The 17,656-nt window shown below is 40.7% G+C and carries 16 protein-coding genes; 2 read left to right on the forward strand and 14 right to left on the reverse strand.

All coding sequences use genetic code 11. The annotated features are described in order from the left end of the window. Nucleotides 1–85: 85 nt before the first annotated feature. From J4861_RS10500 to J4861_RS10520, 5 genes are all read right to left on the reverse strand, one after another. Nucleotides 86–283: a hypothetical protein gene (locus J4861_RS10500; protein WP_211816786.1), complete on the reverse strand. Its 198-nt coding sequence runs from the start codon at nucleotides 281–283 to the stop codon at nucleotides 86–88. 189 nt (nucleotides 284–472) lie between these two features. Next, on the reverse strand, nucleotides 473–1,375 hold the full coding sequence (locus J4861_RS10505) for a hypothetical protein (protein ID WP_211816787.1): 903 nt from the start codon (nucleotides 1,373–1,375) through the stop codon (nucleotides 473–475). Next, nucleotides 1,372–2,421: an NAD-dependent epimerase/dehydratase family protein gene (locus J4861_RS10510; RefSeq protein WP_211816788.1), complete on the reverse strand. Its 1,050-nt coding sequence runs from the start codon at nucleotides 2,419–2,421 to the stop codon at nucleotides 1,372–1,374. The genes J4861_RS10505 and J4861_RS10510 overlap by 4 nt, the downstream gene beginning before the upstream one ends. Nucleotides 2,422–2,476: 55 nt before the next feature. Next, complete coding sequence (locus J4861_RS10515) at nucleotides 2,477–3,211, reverse strand: IspD/TarI family cytidylyltransferase (RefSeq protein ID WP_211816789.1); 735 nt, start codon at nucleotides 3,209–3,211, stop codon at nucleotides 2,477–2,479. A 76-nt stretch (nucleotides 3,212–3,287) separates the two neighbouring features. After that, nucleotides 3,288–4,118 (reverse strand): LicD family protein, encoded by an 831-nt coding sequence (locus tag J4861_RS10520; RefSeq protein WP_211816790.1) that lies wholly within the window; start codon nucleotides 4,116–4,118, stop codon nucleotides 3,288–3,290. 337 nt (nucleotides 4,119–4,455) lie between these two features. Between J4861_RS10520 and J4861_RS10525 the strand changes: the two genes are divergently transcribed. Both J4861_RS10525 and J4861_RS10530 read left to right on the forward strand, forming a co-directional pair. Beyond that, nucleotides 4,456–4,941, forward strand: a complete 486-nt coding sequence (locus J4861_RS10525; protein WP_249110835.1) for a hypothetical protein — start codon at nucleotides 4,456–4,458, stop codon at nucleotides 4,939–4,941. Between the two features lie 264 nt (nucleotides 4,942–5,205). Next, nucleotides 5,206–6,648, forward strand: coding sequence for a lipopolysaccharide biosynthesis protein (locus J4861_RS10530; RefSeq protein ID WP_211816792.1), 1,443 nt, complete (start codon nucleotides 5,206–5,208; stop codon nucleotides 6,646–6,648). A gap of 11 nt (nucleotides 6,649–6,659) precedes the next feature. Here J4861_RS10530 and J4861_RS10535 read toward each other — a convergent pair whose 3' ends face one another. The 9 genes from J4861_RS10535 to J4861_RS10575 all read right to left on the reverse strand — a co-directional run bounded on the left by J4861_RS10535 (nucleotide 6,660) and on the right by J4861_RS10575 (nucleotide 17,233). Continuing rightward, the gene (locus tag J4861_RS10535; protein ID WP_211816793.1) at nucleotides 6,660–7,622 is read right to left on the reverse strand and encodes a glycosyltransferase; all 963 of its coding nucleotides are present in this window, start codon (nucleotides 7,620–7,622) and stop codon (nucleotides 6,660–6,662) included. Between the two features lie 7 nt (nucleotides 7,623–7,629). Further along, nucleotides 7,630–9,054: a DUF6080 domain-containing protein gene (locus J4861_RS10540; protein WP_428842169.1), complete on the reverse strand. Its 1,425-nt coding sequence runs from the start codon at nucleotides 9,052–9,054 to the stop codon at nucleotides 7,630–7,632. Between the two features lie 17 nt (nucleotides 9,055–9,071). After that, a complete protein-coding gene (locus tag J4861_RS10545; RefSeq protein ID WP_211816795.1) occupies nucleotides 9,072–10,421 on the reverse strand; it encodes a DUF6080 domain-containing protein in 1,350 nt (449 codons plus the stop codon). 732 nt (nucleotides 10,422–11,153) lie between these two features. Next, entirely contained in the window at nucleotides 11,154–11,543 is a 390-nt protein-coding gene (locus tag J4861_RS10550; protein WP_197060216.1) for a GtrA family protein, read from the reverse strand. Nucleotide 11,544: 1 nt separating this feature from the next. Beyond that, nucleotides 11,545–12,150: an HAD family hydrolase gene (locus J4861_RS10555; protein ID WP_211816796.1), complete on the reverse strand. Its 606-nt coding sequence runs from the start codon at nucleotides 12,148–12,150 to the stop codon at nucleotides 11,545–11,547. A gap of 3 nt (nucleotides 12,151–12,153) precedes the next feature. Beyond that, nucleotides 12,154–13,044 carry a decaprenyl-phosphate phosphoribosyltransferase gene (locus J4861_RS10560; RefSeq protein WP_211816797.1) on the reverse strand — a complete coding sequence of 297 codons (891 nt, stop codon included), beginning with the start codon at nucleotides 13,042–13,044 and terminating at the stop codon, nucleotides 12,154–12,156. Beyond that, nucleotides 13,041–14,066 (reverse strand): acyltransferase family protein, encoded by a 1,026-nt coding sequence (locus tag J4861_RS10565; protein WP_211816798.1) that lies wholly within the window; start codon nucleotides 14,064–14,066, stop codon nucleotides 13,041–13,043. The genes J4861_RS10560 and J4861_RS10565 overlap by 4 nt, the downstream gene beginning before the upstream one ends. A gap of 35 nt (nucleotides 14,067–14,101) precedes the next feature. After that, nucleotides 14,102–15,271: an acyltransferase family protein gene (locus tag J4861_RS10570; RefSeq protein WP_211816799.1), complete on the reverse strand. Its 1,170-nt coding sequence runs from the start codon at nucleotides 15,269–15,271 to the stop codon at nucleotides 14,102–14,104. A 96-nt stretch (nucleotides 15,272–15,367) separates the two neighbouring features. Next, nucleotides 15,368–17,233 (reverse strand): phosphoethanolamine transferase family protein, encoded by a 1,866-nt coding sequence (locus J4861_RS10575; RefSeq protein ID WP_211816800.1) that lies wholly within the window; start codon nucleotides 17,231–17,233, stop codon nucleotides 15,368–15,370. Nucleotides 17,234–17,656 lie beyond the last annotated feature (423 nt).

Here is a 17,656-nt window from a genome sequence, read left to right on the forward strand (position 1 = left end):
AAGGAAACTCCTAAAAGTCCTTTGTTTACAAGGGTTATACACGGCGAGCCTCGCGCGCGTACGCAAGAAGAAAAAAGTGGGGAGATTAGTCCTGGCCTAAGAGAGAGAGAGAGAGAGAGAGAGAGAGTACAAAATTATTTGGAACTACCAAATAATTAGCTATATTTTTTTCAACTTTCTTACTCTCGTCCATCAATGAATTAGATACAACAATAGCGTGGCTAACACCTTCGTTGAATGAGGCGCTACGCTTATTAAAATTATTATTTATTGCTTGTATCATCGTGATTAATCTCTAATTCGGACGCAAAAGTAACAAAAAATATTAAATTACCAAAGTAAATCAAGAAAAAATAAAAAATAGACAAGATATTAGTCCCCAGCCCTAAGAGCTTACAAATAAAAGAATAACTATCGACAACAAGGAGGATTGAGTAAGAACAAAGCTCTCTAAACAATCCATCACCTTATATTATATCTCATTCTTGAGCTTCTGGAAACGTTTCTGACACCGTTTCTTATAATTGTATTTGAAGATATGCTTTTCTATTTTCCGCATATTATAAGTAAACGAGAAGCAAACCTTATCAAACCACTTTGTCTGCTCGTCCGTATAGATAGAACGAGGAATCCTTACGAAGTAGAGGTCGGCTATTGTGTCAAATGCCGAGAACTGTCGATGACTCCGCTCAAAAAGCCAAACTTCAGAATAGAAACGATTGGTAGAGATAACCGCTTTATCAAAAGTTGGTAGTGTCCTTATATAAGCCGACTTTGCCCACCAGAAACTGCCAGAATACATGGTATAGTTGCGTGGTGGCCATCGATAACAGCTATAAGTATCGTATCCTTCATTCAGAACATTCACGGCAACCTTCCACTTATCAAAGATGAAATATTCCAACATCTCTCTCCAAGCCTCTATCTTCTGCTTAAAAGAGCAGAAGAGACGATCGTTAGAAGTTAGCGACTGGTAAGAGATACCCTTCGTATGGAAGTAATAGAAAAGACAATCCTCCTTTTCAGACAGTTGCTTAATAAACTCTAAGGCAGGATACTCATACCGCTTAGGATCGGTGACATTAGATATTATCACGAGCTTATCACTATTGATAATACGCTTCAAACATTCCACATCTGCTTGATTGCCTGCTATACAACTCACAAAGAAAGTCGTTGTCGCATCCAGCAGACCGCTCTTACGCAGGTTATCAATCTGCCTTCTCACCAATGGCTCCCATCCAGTGTCTAACATGACATGATAAACACCATAGATAGGCAGCTCATTCTTCGGGTCGCCCTCCCATCTTCGCAAGTCTTTTCGGTCGTAGACATGGAAAAGGCTCTCTCTTATCCGTTGCAGAAAACTACTCATACCAGTTCTTCCTCCATTGAAAGGATGAGTCGACGGAACATCTCCTTTAACCCATAATGAGGTTTCCATCCTAACTCCTGAATACGCTGTGTGGCAAGTCTGAGCTTGGTTGTTGGCGAATATCCTAACCCCTCTTGTGGCTGTATCACCACCTTTACTCTCTGAGGATTAAACGTCGAAGCAACCAACTCTGCCATCTCACGGATAGAGATATAAGTGTCTTCGTTTGCTACATTATATGCTTCTCCATCCTTACCACGTAAGAGAATATACAGCATTGCCGTAACAGCATCTATCGTATAGCAATAGCAACGACTGAGCTCGCCTGTCGTATGTAGAATGATATCCTCATTCTTCATAACACTGCGTGCAAATTGCGCAAAGACACGATTGTCATTACCATTCACACCAGCACCGAAAGTCTGTGCCAAACGTGCCACTTTCACGTGGACTCCATACTCGTCTGCATAATTATGGCACAATGCCTCAGCAGCTCTCTTTGCTAACGGATAACTGCTACGAGTTGCCATTGGGTCAAGATACCCCTGCATGTCTTCCGTAAGTGGGCGTCGGTCGTCAGTAACTGTACCATAGACTTCTAACGTTGAGGCTAACACCATCGAACTTACTCCATTCTGATGGGCGTAAGACAATAGGTTTTGCATACCCCCATAGACCGTATTCATCGTCTCTACAGGGTGTTCAACGAAATCTTTTGAAGCTGTCGGAGCAGCGAAATGAAAGAGGTAGTCTATCTTTTTCGTAGGTATGAATGGTTCAACACAAGAGAAGTCATAGGAATAATAGCTGATTTCATCGCTTGCCTGACCAAACATTCTCTCTGCTTTCTGCACGTTCCTTACAACAGCCACCACGTGTAAGTTGATACCTTTTTCTGTGTGTAGAGCCAACAGGCAACGTACCATACACGCGCCCAACAAGCCTGTTGCTCCCGTTACAGCTATCGTCTTCCCTTCCAATGCTGCTGAGAAAGGAAACGTATCAGCAAAATAGCTTATATCTTCTTTTAGTATTCTTTCCTTCATTCTCACCCTATAAAGTTATAAAAATTCCCCGTTCCATCGACACATAACAACAACTTTACAATCCGAATATCTGCTGATCCTCATGCACCTTCACCATCGCACGCAGCACGAAAAAGTCTGTTGGGGTTGTAATCTTAATATTCTCCATCGGTCCGATAATCGTCCCTAACTTATAACCATAGTGGCTCATCATCGTACAAGAATCGATGAAATCGGCTTTTCCTTCCGCCAAGGAGCGTCTATGAGCAGTTATTATATCAATCAAACGGAAACTCTGTGGTGCACGAGCAATGAACGAATCGGCACGTGAAGGAATCTCCAAAGCATCGTCAGCCTGCTTCACGATAAGTGTTTCTGTTGCTGGGATACAAGTGATACAACTCCCGACCTCTTCAACTTTCTTGATGTTATCTGTTATCGTCTCTTCTGTTATCAGCGGACGAACACCATCGTGAATAAGAACGGTTGTCTCTTCATTGCTTACACCCTTGCTCTGCACATATTCCTCTGCAGCACACAGTCCCTTGTAGATAGACTCCTGTCCAGACTTTCCACCGGGTATAATCTTCACTACCTTATTAATCTCAAACTTACGGAGCTGTTTCTCAAGGAAAGGAATCCAACCTTCAATACATGCGACTACAATAGCATCTATGTTCGGATGGTTATCGAACAACTCTAATGTATAGATGATTATCGGCTTTCCGTTTAGGTCAAGAAACTGCTTAGGGCGCGACTTCGTGTGCATACGTAGTCCTGAACCTCCTGCAAAGATTACTGCTATGTTCATAACTATATTTGGCTTATTGTTATTATAAGATGGGGATATCACTGTCTACTGACACGCACATTGCCGTACCGCCTTACTACTTAAAGACGACATCTATCTTGTGTCTATCACGCTTGTCCCTTGGTGGTAAGTCCATGTAGTTCCCATAGGCGATACGACATAACTCATCAGCATCGGCTGGACCTTCAAAGGTATGACCTTCAAAAACGATATCTTTATGTGGTATCATGCAACGACGCGGGTTCTGCTCATAAAACCATGCACCGTAAGAGTGCATATAGAGGTCGGGATTACCAAACAGTTTCCCAACCAAGCGGAACACAGGAAAGACGATGATATGTAGAAACTTATAACTCATTTGTGCCAAGAGAGGATAACGACCGGCTAACTTTAAATTCACATTGACGGATAGTTTGGCTGCCAAACGCTGTAACCAAGGAATCATATTACCCTCATAGGGGAAGATGTCTACATGAAGTCCTCTGAACTTCTGCGCCTCATGCATTCTTCGGTCAGCACTCTGCTGATTATCATGACTTCTGTTCTCGCTTTTTAAATCACGCAGACAAGCCCATTCCTTATAGAAACCTGGGTCCGTATCGTTGTCTTGTAAGACGTATTGAGGGTGTGGATGTGCCTTCAAATAGTCACAGAGACGTTTGAAATCCTTGTAGTCTACAACCATGTCAATGTCGTCATCCCAAGGAATAAAGCCTCCATGACGCATTGCCCCTAACACATTTCCGCCATCAAGACGGCAGGGTATGCCTATCTTTTTAGCAGTCTCCTGCAGATAGATAGCCATATCGAGAAGTCGCAACTGTGCTTTTCTTAGCACAGAACCGTCTGGGTTATATTCCTGTCGGAGGCTTTCTTGTGTCTCTCCTGTGTTGAAAGTTTCAATCATTTTCCGTTAATATACTTGTTGCAAAGATAATAAAAGATTATGACTTCGCCTTCTGTCTCTTTAAAAACTTATGTTTTGATTTCATGATTCGAACTAATATACTTATATTTGCGGAGGTAATTAGGTGTCAACTTTATTGCTGTTTGTGTTGGTGTTTGCCCTCCGCACGAGTGGTGTTTACGCTTAGCACCAATGGTGTTTGCCCTCCGCACCATATGTGCGGAGTAATTACACGCCAATTAAAAATGATAAATGAGGTTATTACTGATAGTATAAAACATAGAAAGAGATTACATTTATATAGGAAATGTTGACTGGAAAGCATAAGATTTATGGGATGATCAGAAAACTCTTAGGTTACCTATTGTTGCTTGAGGTAGTTTGGCTGGTAATCAATTGCATATCACCTTGGAGATTATGGAGTAATGCGGACATCATAGTTGTCTGCACTTTACCTTGGATATTGCTATTCTTCATTATTCGCTATATCAAGCGGAGGTGGAAGGAAGATGGTAATGCTGCTATCGGTTGTTTGCATACTCTGTTATGGTTGAGCATTCCTCTCATCATTATCGCACAACTACTCTTTGGATGGTTATGGAACTTAAGGAATGATTCAACCAAGATAACGTTTGAAGACGATAAGTATCAGGTAACAATTATTAAGGCACTATTCGCAACACAGATGGATAAAATACAGATTATGGAACACTGTGGTACCTTCTATCATGAAGTTTATTTCAGTGAACTCCATGATGTTGATACAACCAAATTAAAAAGTACAGCAGCGATTGAAGACTTCCTTAAAAAGCAAAAGAGATAAATATAGCCGTAGGAAAGCGCCTTTACCATTCCAAAGTATGTAGGATTTGGCTTTTCCAAAGAAAAGCGTTATATTTGCATGCTAAATGGATTCTGCCAATCAAGGTGGGAAAGAAGAAATAATATCTTCCCTTTCTACACCTATGAAAAAAAGTACTTTCACGAAGGAAACTTTATATAGCAGAAGACAGCTAAGCTCTTTTTTAGATAGAACATACTCTGAGGAGGAGATAAGAAATAGCGTATCATAGAGATACAAAAGCTAATGGAAAAAGAAACACTCAAGGAGAAAACAGCCAAAGGACTCTTTTGGGGTGCATTGAACAATGGTACGATGCAACTGCTGAATATTGTAATTGGAATCTTTTTGGCACGTCTGCTCACACCAACCGACTATGGATTGGTGGGAATGTTGGCTGTTTTTACAGCGATTGCAGGGGCATTGCAGGAAAGTGGATTTACTACTGCACTTGCCAATATGGAGCGTCCAACGGATAATGATTATAATTCAGTCTTTTGGTTTAGTGCTATAATGGGTTGGATTTCATATATAGTCCTCTTCTTTTCAGCCCCTCTGATTGCAGCTTTCTTTCATCATTCAGAGCTTATCAGTCTATCCCGTTTCATCTTTGCATCACTGCTTTTTTCGTCTTTAGGTACTGCCCCATCGGCTTATCTTTTTAAAAACATGATGGTCAAAGAGACAGCTTTGCTGCGTATCACCAGCCTTATTGTTTCGGGTGTGGTAGGAATCATCTTAGCATTAAAGGGTTATGCTTATTGGAGTTTGGCTTGGCAGCAGGTGCTTTATATTAGTCTTACAAGTCTGTGGCGTTTCTTTATTATTCCTTGGCGCCCCTCTTTTCACATCGACTTTACCCCTGTAAAGAAGATGTTTTCCTTTAGTTATAAGATTCTTGTGACGACGATTGTCAATACAATTAGTCAGAATATTCTAACCTTTATCTTCGGTCGTTTATACTCAGCAAAGGTGGTGGGAAACTTCTCTCAAGCCTTCAAGTGGGACACAATGGCAAGCACATTTGTATCAGGAACAGTGTCACAAGTAGCGCAACCAGTATTGGTAGAGGTGAATAATGACGTCAAAAGGCAAGTAAATGTGTTTAGAAAAATGATGCGTTTTACTGCCTTTTTGGTCTTTCCCGCTATGTTCGGATTAGCGATGATATCGCACGAATTTATCATTCTTCTTATATCAGATAAATGGATAGAGAGTATTCCTTTGTTGCGTATTCTTTGTATTAGCGGTGCCTTCCTACCCTTTTATACAATGTATCAAAACCTCATCCTTAGCCGTGGTAAGTCTGCTGTTTACATGTGGTGTACGGTCTTATTAATCGTAGCACAGGTAGGACTCATTGTCCTTTGTTACCAACAAGGAATCGTCTTCATGGTGAGTGTCTATACAGCTATTACTGTCCTTTGGTTGGGTGTGTGGCAGTTCTTTGCACATAAAGAGATTGGCATACGCTTCATAGATATCCTTAAGGATATTTACCCTTATCTATTAACATCTGTTGCGGTAATGATTTCAACCTATCTCATTACCTTATGGATACAGAATCTTCTACTTCTATTATTGACGAGAGTCGTCTTGGCAGCCCTACTCTATTATATCGTTATGAAGTGGGGAGGTTCGCAAACACTAAAGGAGTGTCTCAATTACTTTCATCGTAAGAAAGGGTAATAGCCTTAATCTTAGTGGTACATGTACAACTGCATGATAGGATAAAGCATAGCACGAAGTAGCTTAATAGGTCCACCACCTGATGTATGAAAGAGCTTCTTATAGTTCTTCGTTAGTAGATATTGTAAACGTAAGAAAGCAAAGACACCCTGCTTGGTCTCCATTCGCATTGCTTCGCGGGCATCGATGAAATCGGCTATATTTGAATGTAAGCCCTCCATCAATATGAGCTTACCTTGAAAGATGGGGACAACCTTCTTGCGTATCTCTTTATAATGGTTCAGACCCCACGTTAGTTCAGTGAGAGCGTTCCTCCATGAGGGCAGACTACTACTATAATCATTGTAAGTAGTAGCCTCTGCATGGCGTCGGAAGTTTACTAAAACCTTATTACAATACACGATACTATCGTAGGATGCGGCAATAATACTCAACACGGCATCGTAAAGAGTGACCTTAAAAATAGGACTCTCAATGGGTGGTAGGAGATTAATCAATGCTCGCTTACATAATAAGGTGTGGCCCGGTAGACCTAAAAACATCATTCGAAAGATATTCACATTGCGTGGTCTGTTGTCGAAATAAGCAAAGGAACCATCTGTCGAGAAGGGTCGTGAGTGTCCACTACATAGCAGCTTATCTCCTATACAACGTATCTGTGTCTCTATCTTATCCCTCTCCCAGATATCATCTTGGTCGGAGATGGCAATGTAATCACCTGTTGCACGATGCAATGCAGAAAGGAAATTCGCATTAACACCATGTTCACCTTCATTCTTAAAAGTACGAATAACAGTATGTTTTGACGCATACGCTTGTAGTATCTCCCATGTATGATCCGTCGAACCATCATCTTGAATGATAATCTCATGGATAGGATAAGACTGAGTGAGCAGTGAGTCTATCTGCTCCCTCACGTATTTCTCACCGTTGTAAGTACAGAGGACTATTGATACTGAGGCTTTGTTTTCCATAACTTTACTATAGTGTGAAGATAATTAGAGCACTGTTATAAACAATGAGATAGAGAGCTATCAAGGCTGTCAATAGGGTGATAGCATGCCTAATCCCACCTTTCATTGACTTTATCAGACAACCTATACACAACGGTATGACGTAAGCCCAATGCGCAGTCATTATATATACCTCGTTAATACCAAACCCTAAGCCTATATGAAGTATCATGTCAAGGGCGAAGAATGACAAACACATCCACATCAGCTTACTACGTTTACCAGCCCAGATTCCGCCTAAAAAGAGTAAGACGATAAGACCTTCAACAATATAGTTTACGACCCAGTTATAACTAACGAAGACTGGGCGATCGCGAATAACATCACATAGCGTATACTTCTGGTGCAACTGTATTGACTCACCAAAGAGGTTCTCAACGAGTGTCTCACAGCGAGAAGTAGTCACATCTGTCCAGTTCAAGAACGGTTGTTTACTCACTGGCGTACCAGAATGAGCATATTGTGGTGCGCTATACTTTGCCTTCAGCTGTGCCTTTCGGTGTTTTTTCCATAGTAACGCAAAACCTTCTTTCTGCTGTTTACTATCTTTAAGATGCGTAGTATCGCTGAACTCTTTCCACATCTTGGTCTTCTCATCCTTTACAGCTTTCTTTTCGTGTGCCTTTCGTGTATTGACACTATCAGCAACGAACGTTTTGTACTCCCAAAGACCAAAGCTCCAGATTGCTACGGAAGGTAAGATGACAACAAAAATGAGGTTCTTAGGATGAAAGAAACGCTTTCCCTTTGAGAAAAAATCAGCTAATAACACCTTTAACCCATTATTAAGTGATACGCCAGCAGTAAGGATAAAGAAGACAATCGACTGCCATTTTTTCAAGGGTTTATGCTCTGCCATCTGCTTACCTGTCACATAAATCACTAAGAGAATAAGAAATAACGACAAGATGAAATGGTCGGGTGAGATAGCTGCTAATAGTACGTAAGCGAAGGAGAAGAGTAAAAAAGCGAGCACAGAAGACTCTCGTTGCGAGAGATGAAGGAGCTCTCTTCCTATTCGCATCATTAAAAGGAACGCATAAAGGGAACTGATGAGAAGGACGATAGCAACCAAGAACTGTACACAGTTAATGCCCAATAAGCTCATTAATCCCTGATTAATAAGATAGATCGGATAGTAGAAAAAAGCCAACAAAGGGTGTCTATGCACATCGTAGGCTGTTGTCCAGTCGGTAACAACGCAATAAGTGAGTGGGTCGAAACCTGACACATGGAACCAATCGAGGAAGTTTTTCCGATAATCCCTTGATATTCTTGAGAACACCGAATAGTAAGGAATAATCACTGTGGCGTGCATGATGAGCTGCCACAGGAGGAATAAACAAACCGAAAGGCGCTCGTCTTTTCTTATTTTAATAAACTTCATCCACATAGCTTACGACATTAAGCTTACGACATTAAGTAATAGACTGTCTGTCCTGCATTGTAAATCCAAAGGTAGATGGTTAGCATAATTAACGCCACGCGCATCAATTTTAGCCATTTCATCGACAATCGTTTCAGTAAATAACCATAGGAGATGGGGATAATGAATGCCCATCCTGAAGTCATTATATACACTTCAGTGACGGCAAATCCGAGGATGAGATGCAAGGTGAGGTCACAAGCAAACCAAGCTAAAAGCATTTTAAAGAACCGTTGCTTATAGCTAAACACTATACCTACTATAAATAAGAGGACAATAAAAGCCTCGATGAAATAGTTCAAACTCCAGTTGTATTCCACGAAGATGGGACGTTCCCACGAAACATCCTTTAATAACGAACGCTGATGAAGCTGAATAGACTCGCCAAAAAAGTTCTCTACGATGGTCGGAACACGTGGTGTAGAGACATCCATCAACTTTGTTATCACCCCTTCTCCTACAGGCTGACCGAGGTGTGTTCGCTGCCATTCATCCCTTTGTTTCTTGTGTTCGAGCACCTTCTGCGGGTTCTTCTTCAGTGTTTCGCTTTCGATATGACGCACAACTGCTTGCTGTGGAACCTCCAAAAGATAATATTGAGACTGTTGAATACCGAGCAACAAGAGCAATGGCAGGACTACTCCGATAGAAATAAACTTACAGGTAAATACCTTCTTTCCATTGGTAAACAAACCTGCTAACAGGGTCTTCACCCCATTTGAAGTTGCCATTCCTGCCGTGAAGAAGGTTAGAACTAACGATTGCCAAGCTGTTAGTAATTGTCCTTTCTTCATCTTCTTTCCCGTGATGTAGAGTGTCAGAGAGAGGAGCATCAGGGAGATAACAAAATGATCGGGCACCATGGTTGGGATGAGTACGTGTCCAAAAGAGAATAACAACAAGGTAAGTAGTCTTGCATCTTTCCGCCTCAACTCCAATACTTCACGGAAAACACGGTACATAAAGAGAACTGCATAGAATGCCGAAAAGACAATGATAACAGCCATGAAATACACAGCAAAGTTGTATCCTACATTTTGTATGAGCCAATCATTGAGCAGATAGAGCGGATAAAGAAAAGTAAGATACAACGGATGACGCGAGGTAACAAAGTGAATACGACCTCCCGAAATCATTATCCACGACCAGCAATCATAGCCTGACATACGAAAATTCTTGGTAAAGATACTCCAAAATCCTCCATGTGCATCCATAGTGTAGACGTGATAGTGGCTTGCTATCACCATCGCATTGAACGTAACAAAGACTGCTAACATGGCAAAAGCCAGCCAGCGTTCTTCTTTCTTCACCTTGAAAATATCGAATATGTGCATTGAGTAGCTTTGGTTATTTGGTACAAAGGTACAAATTAAAGCACATTTAACAAAGGAAATAAGGAGAAGAACTCGTTTTGCACGTAGCTATCTGCCTACTATTTCAACTTCTTTTCATGATAATAAAAGTTCTTCCGTTAAACACGTAGATTGTTAACAGAATGAGTTTAATCCACATATATGGTATGATTACCTCCCAATTAGATGGTTTTAGAACGGGGGATAAACTACATGATAAACGTCATTAGGTACGAAGTCTATCTGTCTTCTACAAACAACTTATTCTCTTATTAATTGAAGTTTGTAAATTATTTTCGTGCAATTCAAAACCAATACATGCTCTTTTGGCTTCTAAAAGACGCCCAATTGACTTGCAGAAGATGCTCTTTTGAGGTCTAAGTAACGCCCTTTTGAAGTCCAATTAAGCACCTTTTATTTTGCTACTTTATAACTAATTGATTTCCTTATGGTTACAAACCTGCCTCGTATATGTGTTTTTGCCGTTATTTATTGGTGTTTTATTTAAAATTATGTAATGATTTTTCAAACACTTATCTGCAGCTTTTCGAAATCTTGAAATGAAAAGATTTTCAATGAAAGCGGATGAAAATAGGATAGATAATTGACTGTCTTAGCTATATGTCTGTTTAATGAGGAACTTCTTTTCGTGAACAAAACAATTCTTTTCATGAAAACAAGCTGCGTCTGGGGCTTAATAAGGAGTATAACACCTTACTTCCTATGTAAGAAAAAGCGCACTAAAAGGAAGTTGATCGGAACACAAATAGCGAACATAGGAATCAATGCTATCTGCTTGCTGAGACCTAAAAGAAGGAAGATTTTCAGGCAGAAACTTTGCAAAAGGAAGTTGATGATATGCGAAAAGATAAAGCCTACGCCTCGTTTGGTAGTCGACTTTACACGGAAGGTGTAACGTGTGGAAGCGATATAGTTGAATGTGAAGCTAACAAGGTAAGCAATGGTATTTGCGATGAGAGGCTGTAGCCAGCATATTAACAGCAAATATGTACCGTATTGTATGGCTGCAGCTGATGATCCAACGATGATAAAACGTACGATTTCACCGAGCTTTTTCTTGTTCTTTATTTCATTCTTCAGCATGCTATTTCTTATTTCTGAAAGGTTTGTAAAAGCCTTTGTCTGCAAAGTCAAGTAGTTCTTTGTCGCCTCTACTATCTCCAAAGGCGATTAAGTCGTAGGCTTCACGATGTGGATAAAGTGCCGTGAGGCGATTCACCTTTTCCTGTCCATAGCAGTTTTTAGTGGTAAATTGTCCTGTTAGACGACCTCCCTTTGTTTCTATCTGCGTCCCTAATACCTGTATATTTTTATCGATTTCATCGAAAAAAGGTCGTACCCAGTTGTCAATGCTTGCGCTGACGATAAGTACAGTGGCTTGTTCTTCTTCGATAGCCTGTCTTACTTTCTCTATTCCTGCAGGGCGAAGTAGGTGTTTATTTTGCTCTGCAAAGTGTGTACAAAGTGCGTTGAAATCGTCAATATTCATCCCTTTGAAGAAGTAAGAAAAAACCAGCTGCTTTGCCTTCCAGTTAGGATAAAGATGCAGTTTCATCAGTAGAAGGAGGGGTGAAAAGAGTAGAAAACCACGAAACATTTGTCCGCTTCCTTTTGCAAAGCGGATAAATTCAAGGAGAGTATCCTTAGTAGTCAGTGTGCCATCGAAGTCGAAAGCATATATCTTTCTCATGTCCTATTGGATATTCTTAAGTACGTAGATAATGAAAAGGAAAGCAAGTCCGAAGGCTAAGACGATGAGCTGCATAAAACGGTCGTGTATCATCACCTTCGTTGGGTCACCACTCTTCTTGTCGACAACTGATATTTGGATATAACGTAGTAGCCCCAAAAGTACAAAGACACTGGTCAGATAAAGGTGATCCGTGTGGAAATTTGCAATGGTTTCAGGACTTACTGTGTACATAATGTAGCACACGAGGGTGACACTCGCTGTAATCGTAATGGCTTGATTGATAAACGTAAGATTATAACGAATCGTGTTCTGGCGAGGTGCATGGCCAGTCTCGTTCATCCTCACAACATCGTCACGGCGTTTTGCAAAGGACAAGAAGAGCATTAACAAGAATGTCATCAAAACAATCCACTTACTCAGATGTATGTCTGTTGCATATCCTCCGGCAAGGATACGAAGTACAAATCCGAAGGCAATAACACACACGTCAATGATTGCATAACGCTTCAAGCGGAGACAATAACCTATATTTAACAGCCAATAGAAGATGATTACACTGGCTGTTTCTACCTGACGTGTATGCAACAAAAAGGTCGAATTCATCGACAGAACAAACATCAATCCCATCAATATATAGCCCTGTGTAATGCTAACAGCCCCCGATGCCATTGGACGATGACATTTCACTGGGTGCTGACGGTCATCATGAACATCGACTATGTCGTTCAGACAATAGATTGACGAGGCCGTCAGACTAAATGACAGGGCTGTGATTAACCCTGCATAAACCGCCTCCCATTGCAGTAAAGCACCTCCAAAGAAGACTGGAAGGAAGACGATAAGATTCTTAATCCATTGATGTGGACGTATTAACAGTATAAGGTTCTTCATTTTATTCTATTCTCTATGGGCGTTATAATCCCTTTAATTACAGTTTGTAAGAGCCATGCAAATATCAGACTGATGACAATCGTCACAGCAAACTTATGCCAATAAGACCAATCAGTCTGCTCAAGATAATCGAGTACGAAGTGGGAATGTATCAAATAAAGTTCCAAACTCAATGCACCAAAGACTTTTAGAATTTTGTTGATATACTTTGGTGTATGACGAAGGACTTGATTGAAGAGGATAATCGATGTAAACGTAAGGGGGATATAAAGCATACGTTCAAGGAATAAGGGGAACTGTCCGTGCTTCTCTTGTTCAAGAAACAGACAAGAGGAAAGGGCGATAACGAATGTTATCACTATCATCCAAATAGCCGAACCACCCACTGTTTCTTTCCGTTTCACCGCCTCTGCAATGTTAATACCTATAAAGAAGATGGGTGCACGGCTCCAAAATATCTCTAAATGACCTACTACTTCATGCAGTGGGGTAATATATTCGACCACAACACACCACATTATCATGATAACAGGAGTCCAACGATAAATAGGATTCTTGGCAATAAGCATCATATAAAAAGGACTCACAAGATAGAAAACCATGATAGCAGGGATATACCAGAACGTTAGTTCATTGTGCATCCAGAAGTCCCAGTTAATCGTTATATCCCCGATGAGATCGACGATATTCATACTGTGCCCGCTATGTCCTGTGAGATTGATGTTAAGGAAATCTGGTATATAGTAGAGACAGGCCATGAAGAGCCAAGTAGGATAGACACGTAAGAAACGTCGAAGATAAAACTTTCGCAGCGAAGGGTGCTTTGTCCAAGAGAACCACAAGCCCATACCGCTCAAGAAGAGGAAGAAGTCTACACCGATGTTGCCCATTCTCTTCAAGCCAAAGAAGGCATCTTCACGTGGCAGTCCCACATGAAAAAGAATAACGAAGATGATGGCAAAACCCATCAACTCTCCTCGGTAACGGCTTATATCAGCTAATTCAATGCTTCTTATCTTCATTTATTGCGATGAAATCGTATATTTATAAGATTCCTTTACTTTAACTTTGGACTCGGTATCTTCTTCATTAACTCTTTGAACAGCCATGCTAAACAAAGCGACGAGATAACGTAAAGGAGGAGTCCCGTCCAATACTCTCCCCCTCGAGAGATTGGAATAAATATCTTTCTTGTGATAGGATGACAAACGAAAAGGGCTGCTGAGATGCTGCCAACCCACGAGAGAACACTCATAACAGAGAAGTACTTATTGCCAACTACACCATCTATCCAACTGAGTAATCTCACGAAAGTAATAGCGGCAACACATATTACAAGTGGTACAAAATACCATGTTATATAGCTGAAACTCATCAGTAGTATGGCAAATAACGAAAGAACAAAGACGACAAGGTTTGTAGCAGTCGTCCAGGCGTGTGCGTATCTCGCATAAAGTACACCAAAACCAAATGGCAGCATACCACCGATAAAGTTATATCTCCAGCGGTTCAAAGCCTCACTCTCTGGTTCACAAGATAACTGTATAGCAAAGCAAAGCACTATCAACACAACATTCCACGCCCAATGTCGACGATAGAGAAAGAGTCGATACACGATATACAACTGTATCATAAGCCCAAAGAACCAGTAAGGACCAGGCCAAATAATATCGTCAGGATTGGGAAGAAGATTATTAAAAAGTCCCATTTGACCGATAATATCCATCACATGATAATCGTGGGGAGCGTCTGTAATAGCGTCAACCATTGTAAAAGCCACAAAGCCAACTATCATCATACGGAAAAGTTTTACCCAATGATACTTGATAAAACCAAAGACTGGAAGACTTGGTTGTGTCTGCAGCATACTTGTTGGCACTATTGGCTGTTGCTTCTCGTGCTTCATCGTCAAGCCGTATGCTGATAAAAAGAGGAATACAGGTACTCCATAATGCCCAAAGAACGATAGAATATGGAAGAAGAACAATTCGTTCCAGGATCCCTGTAACACTTGATAGAGTTTGTCTACATTACGTTGGAAATACTGGTATTCGTTCTCCTTTACCACTGGTCGCAACCAATGGCAGTAATTATGTAGGAAGATTCCGATAATAGCAAGCCCTCTCAACGCATCACACTCTACCCGTGTAAGCAACGCTTCTCGGCGTTCTTTCGTCTGTTTTGGTACGGAATGTTCTGTATATGTATTCTTTTCCTTATTCAACATCCTAACTTTAATGATTGATTTTGTCCTTTTTAAGCGTTTCTTTATACTGCTCTAATTCTTCTCTCTGCGTCCAGTAGCCACCTTGGAAGCTGTCTTCTATTTAGATATAGACTTCTGCTTCGGTAAGAGATGCTTCTCTGAAGGACGAGTAAGCTTATCGTAATCCGTTGTATTCTTTAGTATTCTCGGTCTCATTTCATTGTATTGCGGACTGAGGATATTATACTCTGCATGGTAGTCTTTCGTATGAATACCTGCCAAATAGAGTAGCATATGCGGTAGTGCATCCGTCATAAAACGACGGTTTTTAGCACCGATTATTTCCTTGTAAATGTCGGGATGCTTAGCAGCATACTTATAAGAGCAGAAGATCCAGAAAGGAATTTCAAACTCATAATGCGCTAAGTCGTAATCAATAGCAGCCGAGTGATTGCGGCAGATGAATCCACGATTACCCTCATAGCATTCCTCTCCATGATCAGGCATATAGATAATAATAGCCTCCTTGTCCTCAAAACGACTAATAATAGCATCTACAATGGAGTCATTATATAAGATAGCATTGTCGTAATCAGCCAATACATTTCGCTGTTTCCCATCAAGATCAGCACGTTTCTTCTCATAGTCTTCTGCCTTAAAGTGACGACGGTCGCTTGGGAAACGTTGGTTATATTTGACGTGCTGCCCGAGGAGATGGAAGATGATAAGGTTATGATCGGTGTTGTGTTGTTGCTGATTTTTATCGTAATCATCGAGCAAACCTCGATCAAATCGGTATAATTGTTGATTGCGTGAATCGAACATCGCCGCTGAAAGTTCTGGATGATTGAGGAAGAATCCACCACTAAAATCATACACAGCCTGCTTTGCCTTAGGCAAGAACTGATTGGTGATAAAGGTCACATGATAGCCTGCCTTGCGGAAGAGTGAAGGGAAGAGTGGATAGTCGCACCACTCCCCTTTCTCTCCAACAACGTGTAGAGAAAAGACGTTCTTAAACACGAAACTGGTCAGATTCCATGGTGCTACGACATCACTGAACGGTACAAGCAATCCCGACTTCTGGCGCTTAACCTGACGTGGAGTCGTCGGCATGAAATAGCCATACTGTTGCGAATGCAGCTTTCCATAGCTTTCACCGATGATAAGGACGATATTTGGTGATTTAAACGAACAACTATCCACACTCATCTTGTCTTTAGCTTCGATGAGACGGTCAACTTGTTGCGATGCTAACTCATTAGAGAAAATACTGAAAGCAAGGCGATAAACAGGCAGATAGAACTGTGCACAATCTGCAGTTGTTAGTTCATGTTCTACAGACCCAATGGTGTCTAAAGAGAACATTTGTACCATTTCTTTCTTGTTGTGAGCAGATGATTCAATCGCCCAACCAAGAAATACGAGACAAACGCCCCCAAGGATGTGGTGACTATGATTAATGATTTGTTTCGCCACTGTAACCTTATAGCTAATAGCTGGTGGCAGTTTTACCTTCTTCAGAAATGTTGTTAGAATATGAATAAGCATCACAAGCAGTAGTAATTCTACACTTGAGAAGATAAGGTCAGACGTAAAATAACTACTGAAAAACTCGCTTGCCTCACGCTCGTCAGTCTCACCAACAAGTAGGAGCATTGACGGATTCAACGTTGATTGGAACTTTACCCAACAGAAGAGGTCGGTAAGACTCGTGCAGTAAGCGATGATATACAAAAAAGCACGAATCCATCGACGAATCTTTAGAGGGAATAGTGTGAGAATGATGCAAATAACATATAGGTCGAGAAACAACTCTAACCATAGATTACTATATACAGCAGCATCGGGGTTGTTGGTTGGCAACTCCGCATATGATACTAATATACCGATAAGGTACATGAAGAAAAAGAATGAGGCGTTATCTTTAATAGGCTGATACGCCTTATTCAGTAAACTGACAGCATACTTAATAAATTTCATGCAAACGTATATATTTACTTGCAAAGTTAACACTATTTTAGTACAAGGCAAAGTTTAAGTACAAAATAATACGGTGTTAGCAATTAAGTCTTGTTTCGTATGAGTTTTATAGGTCCTTCCATTAAATCTATGGATGCTTCCCCGTATAGGTTTAAACCAACGCTCATTAGCCCACAATAGGTATAATTTTGCTTCTACTATTAAATGTATAAAATGAAAATAGAATAAAGAGTTACACGCTTGTAGGCTATTACTATCTCAAATTAGTTGGTCTTACAAGGGAGGATAAACTACAAGATAAAATGTAAATGGATACTATGTAATCCCGTTTCTACAAGCAACCTATTATCATGCCAATGCTACTTGTAAATTATTTTCATGCTCTCCGAAACCAATACATGCTCTTTTGGCTTCTAAAAGACG

The sequence above is a fragment of the Prevotella melaninogenica genome (genome assembly GCF_018127925.1).
Lineage (GTDB): Bacteria > Bacteroidota > Bacteroidia > Bacteroidales > Bacteroidaceae > Prevotella > Prevotella melaninogenica_C.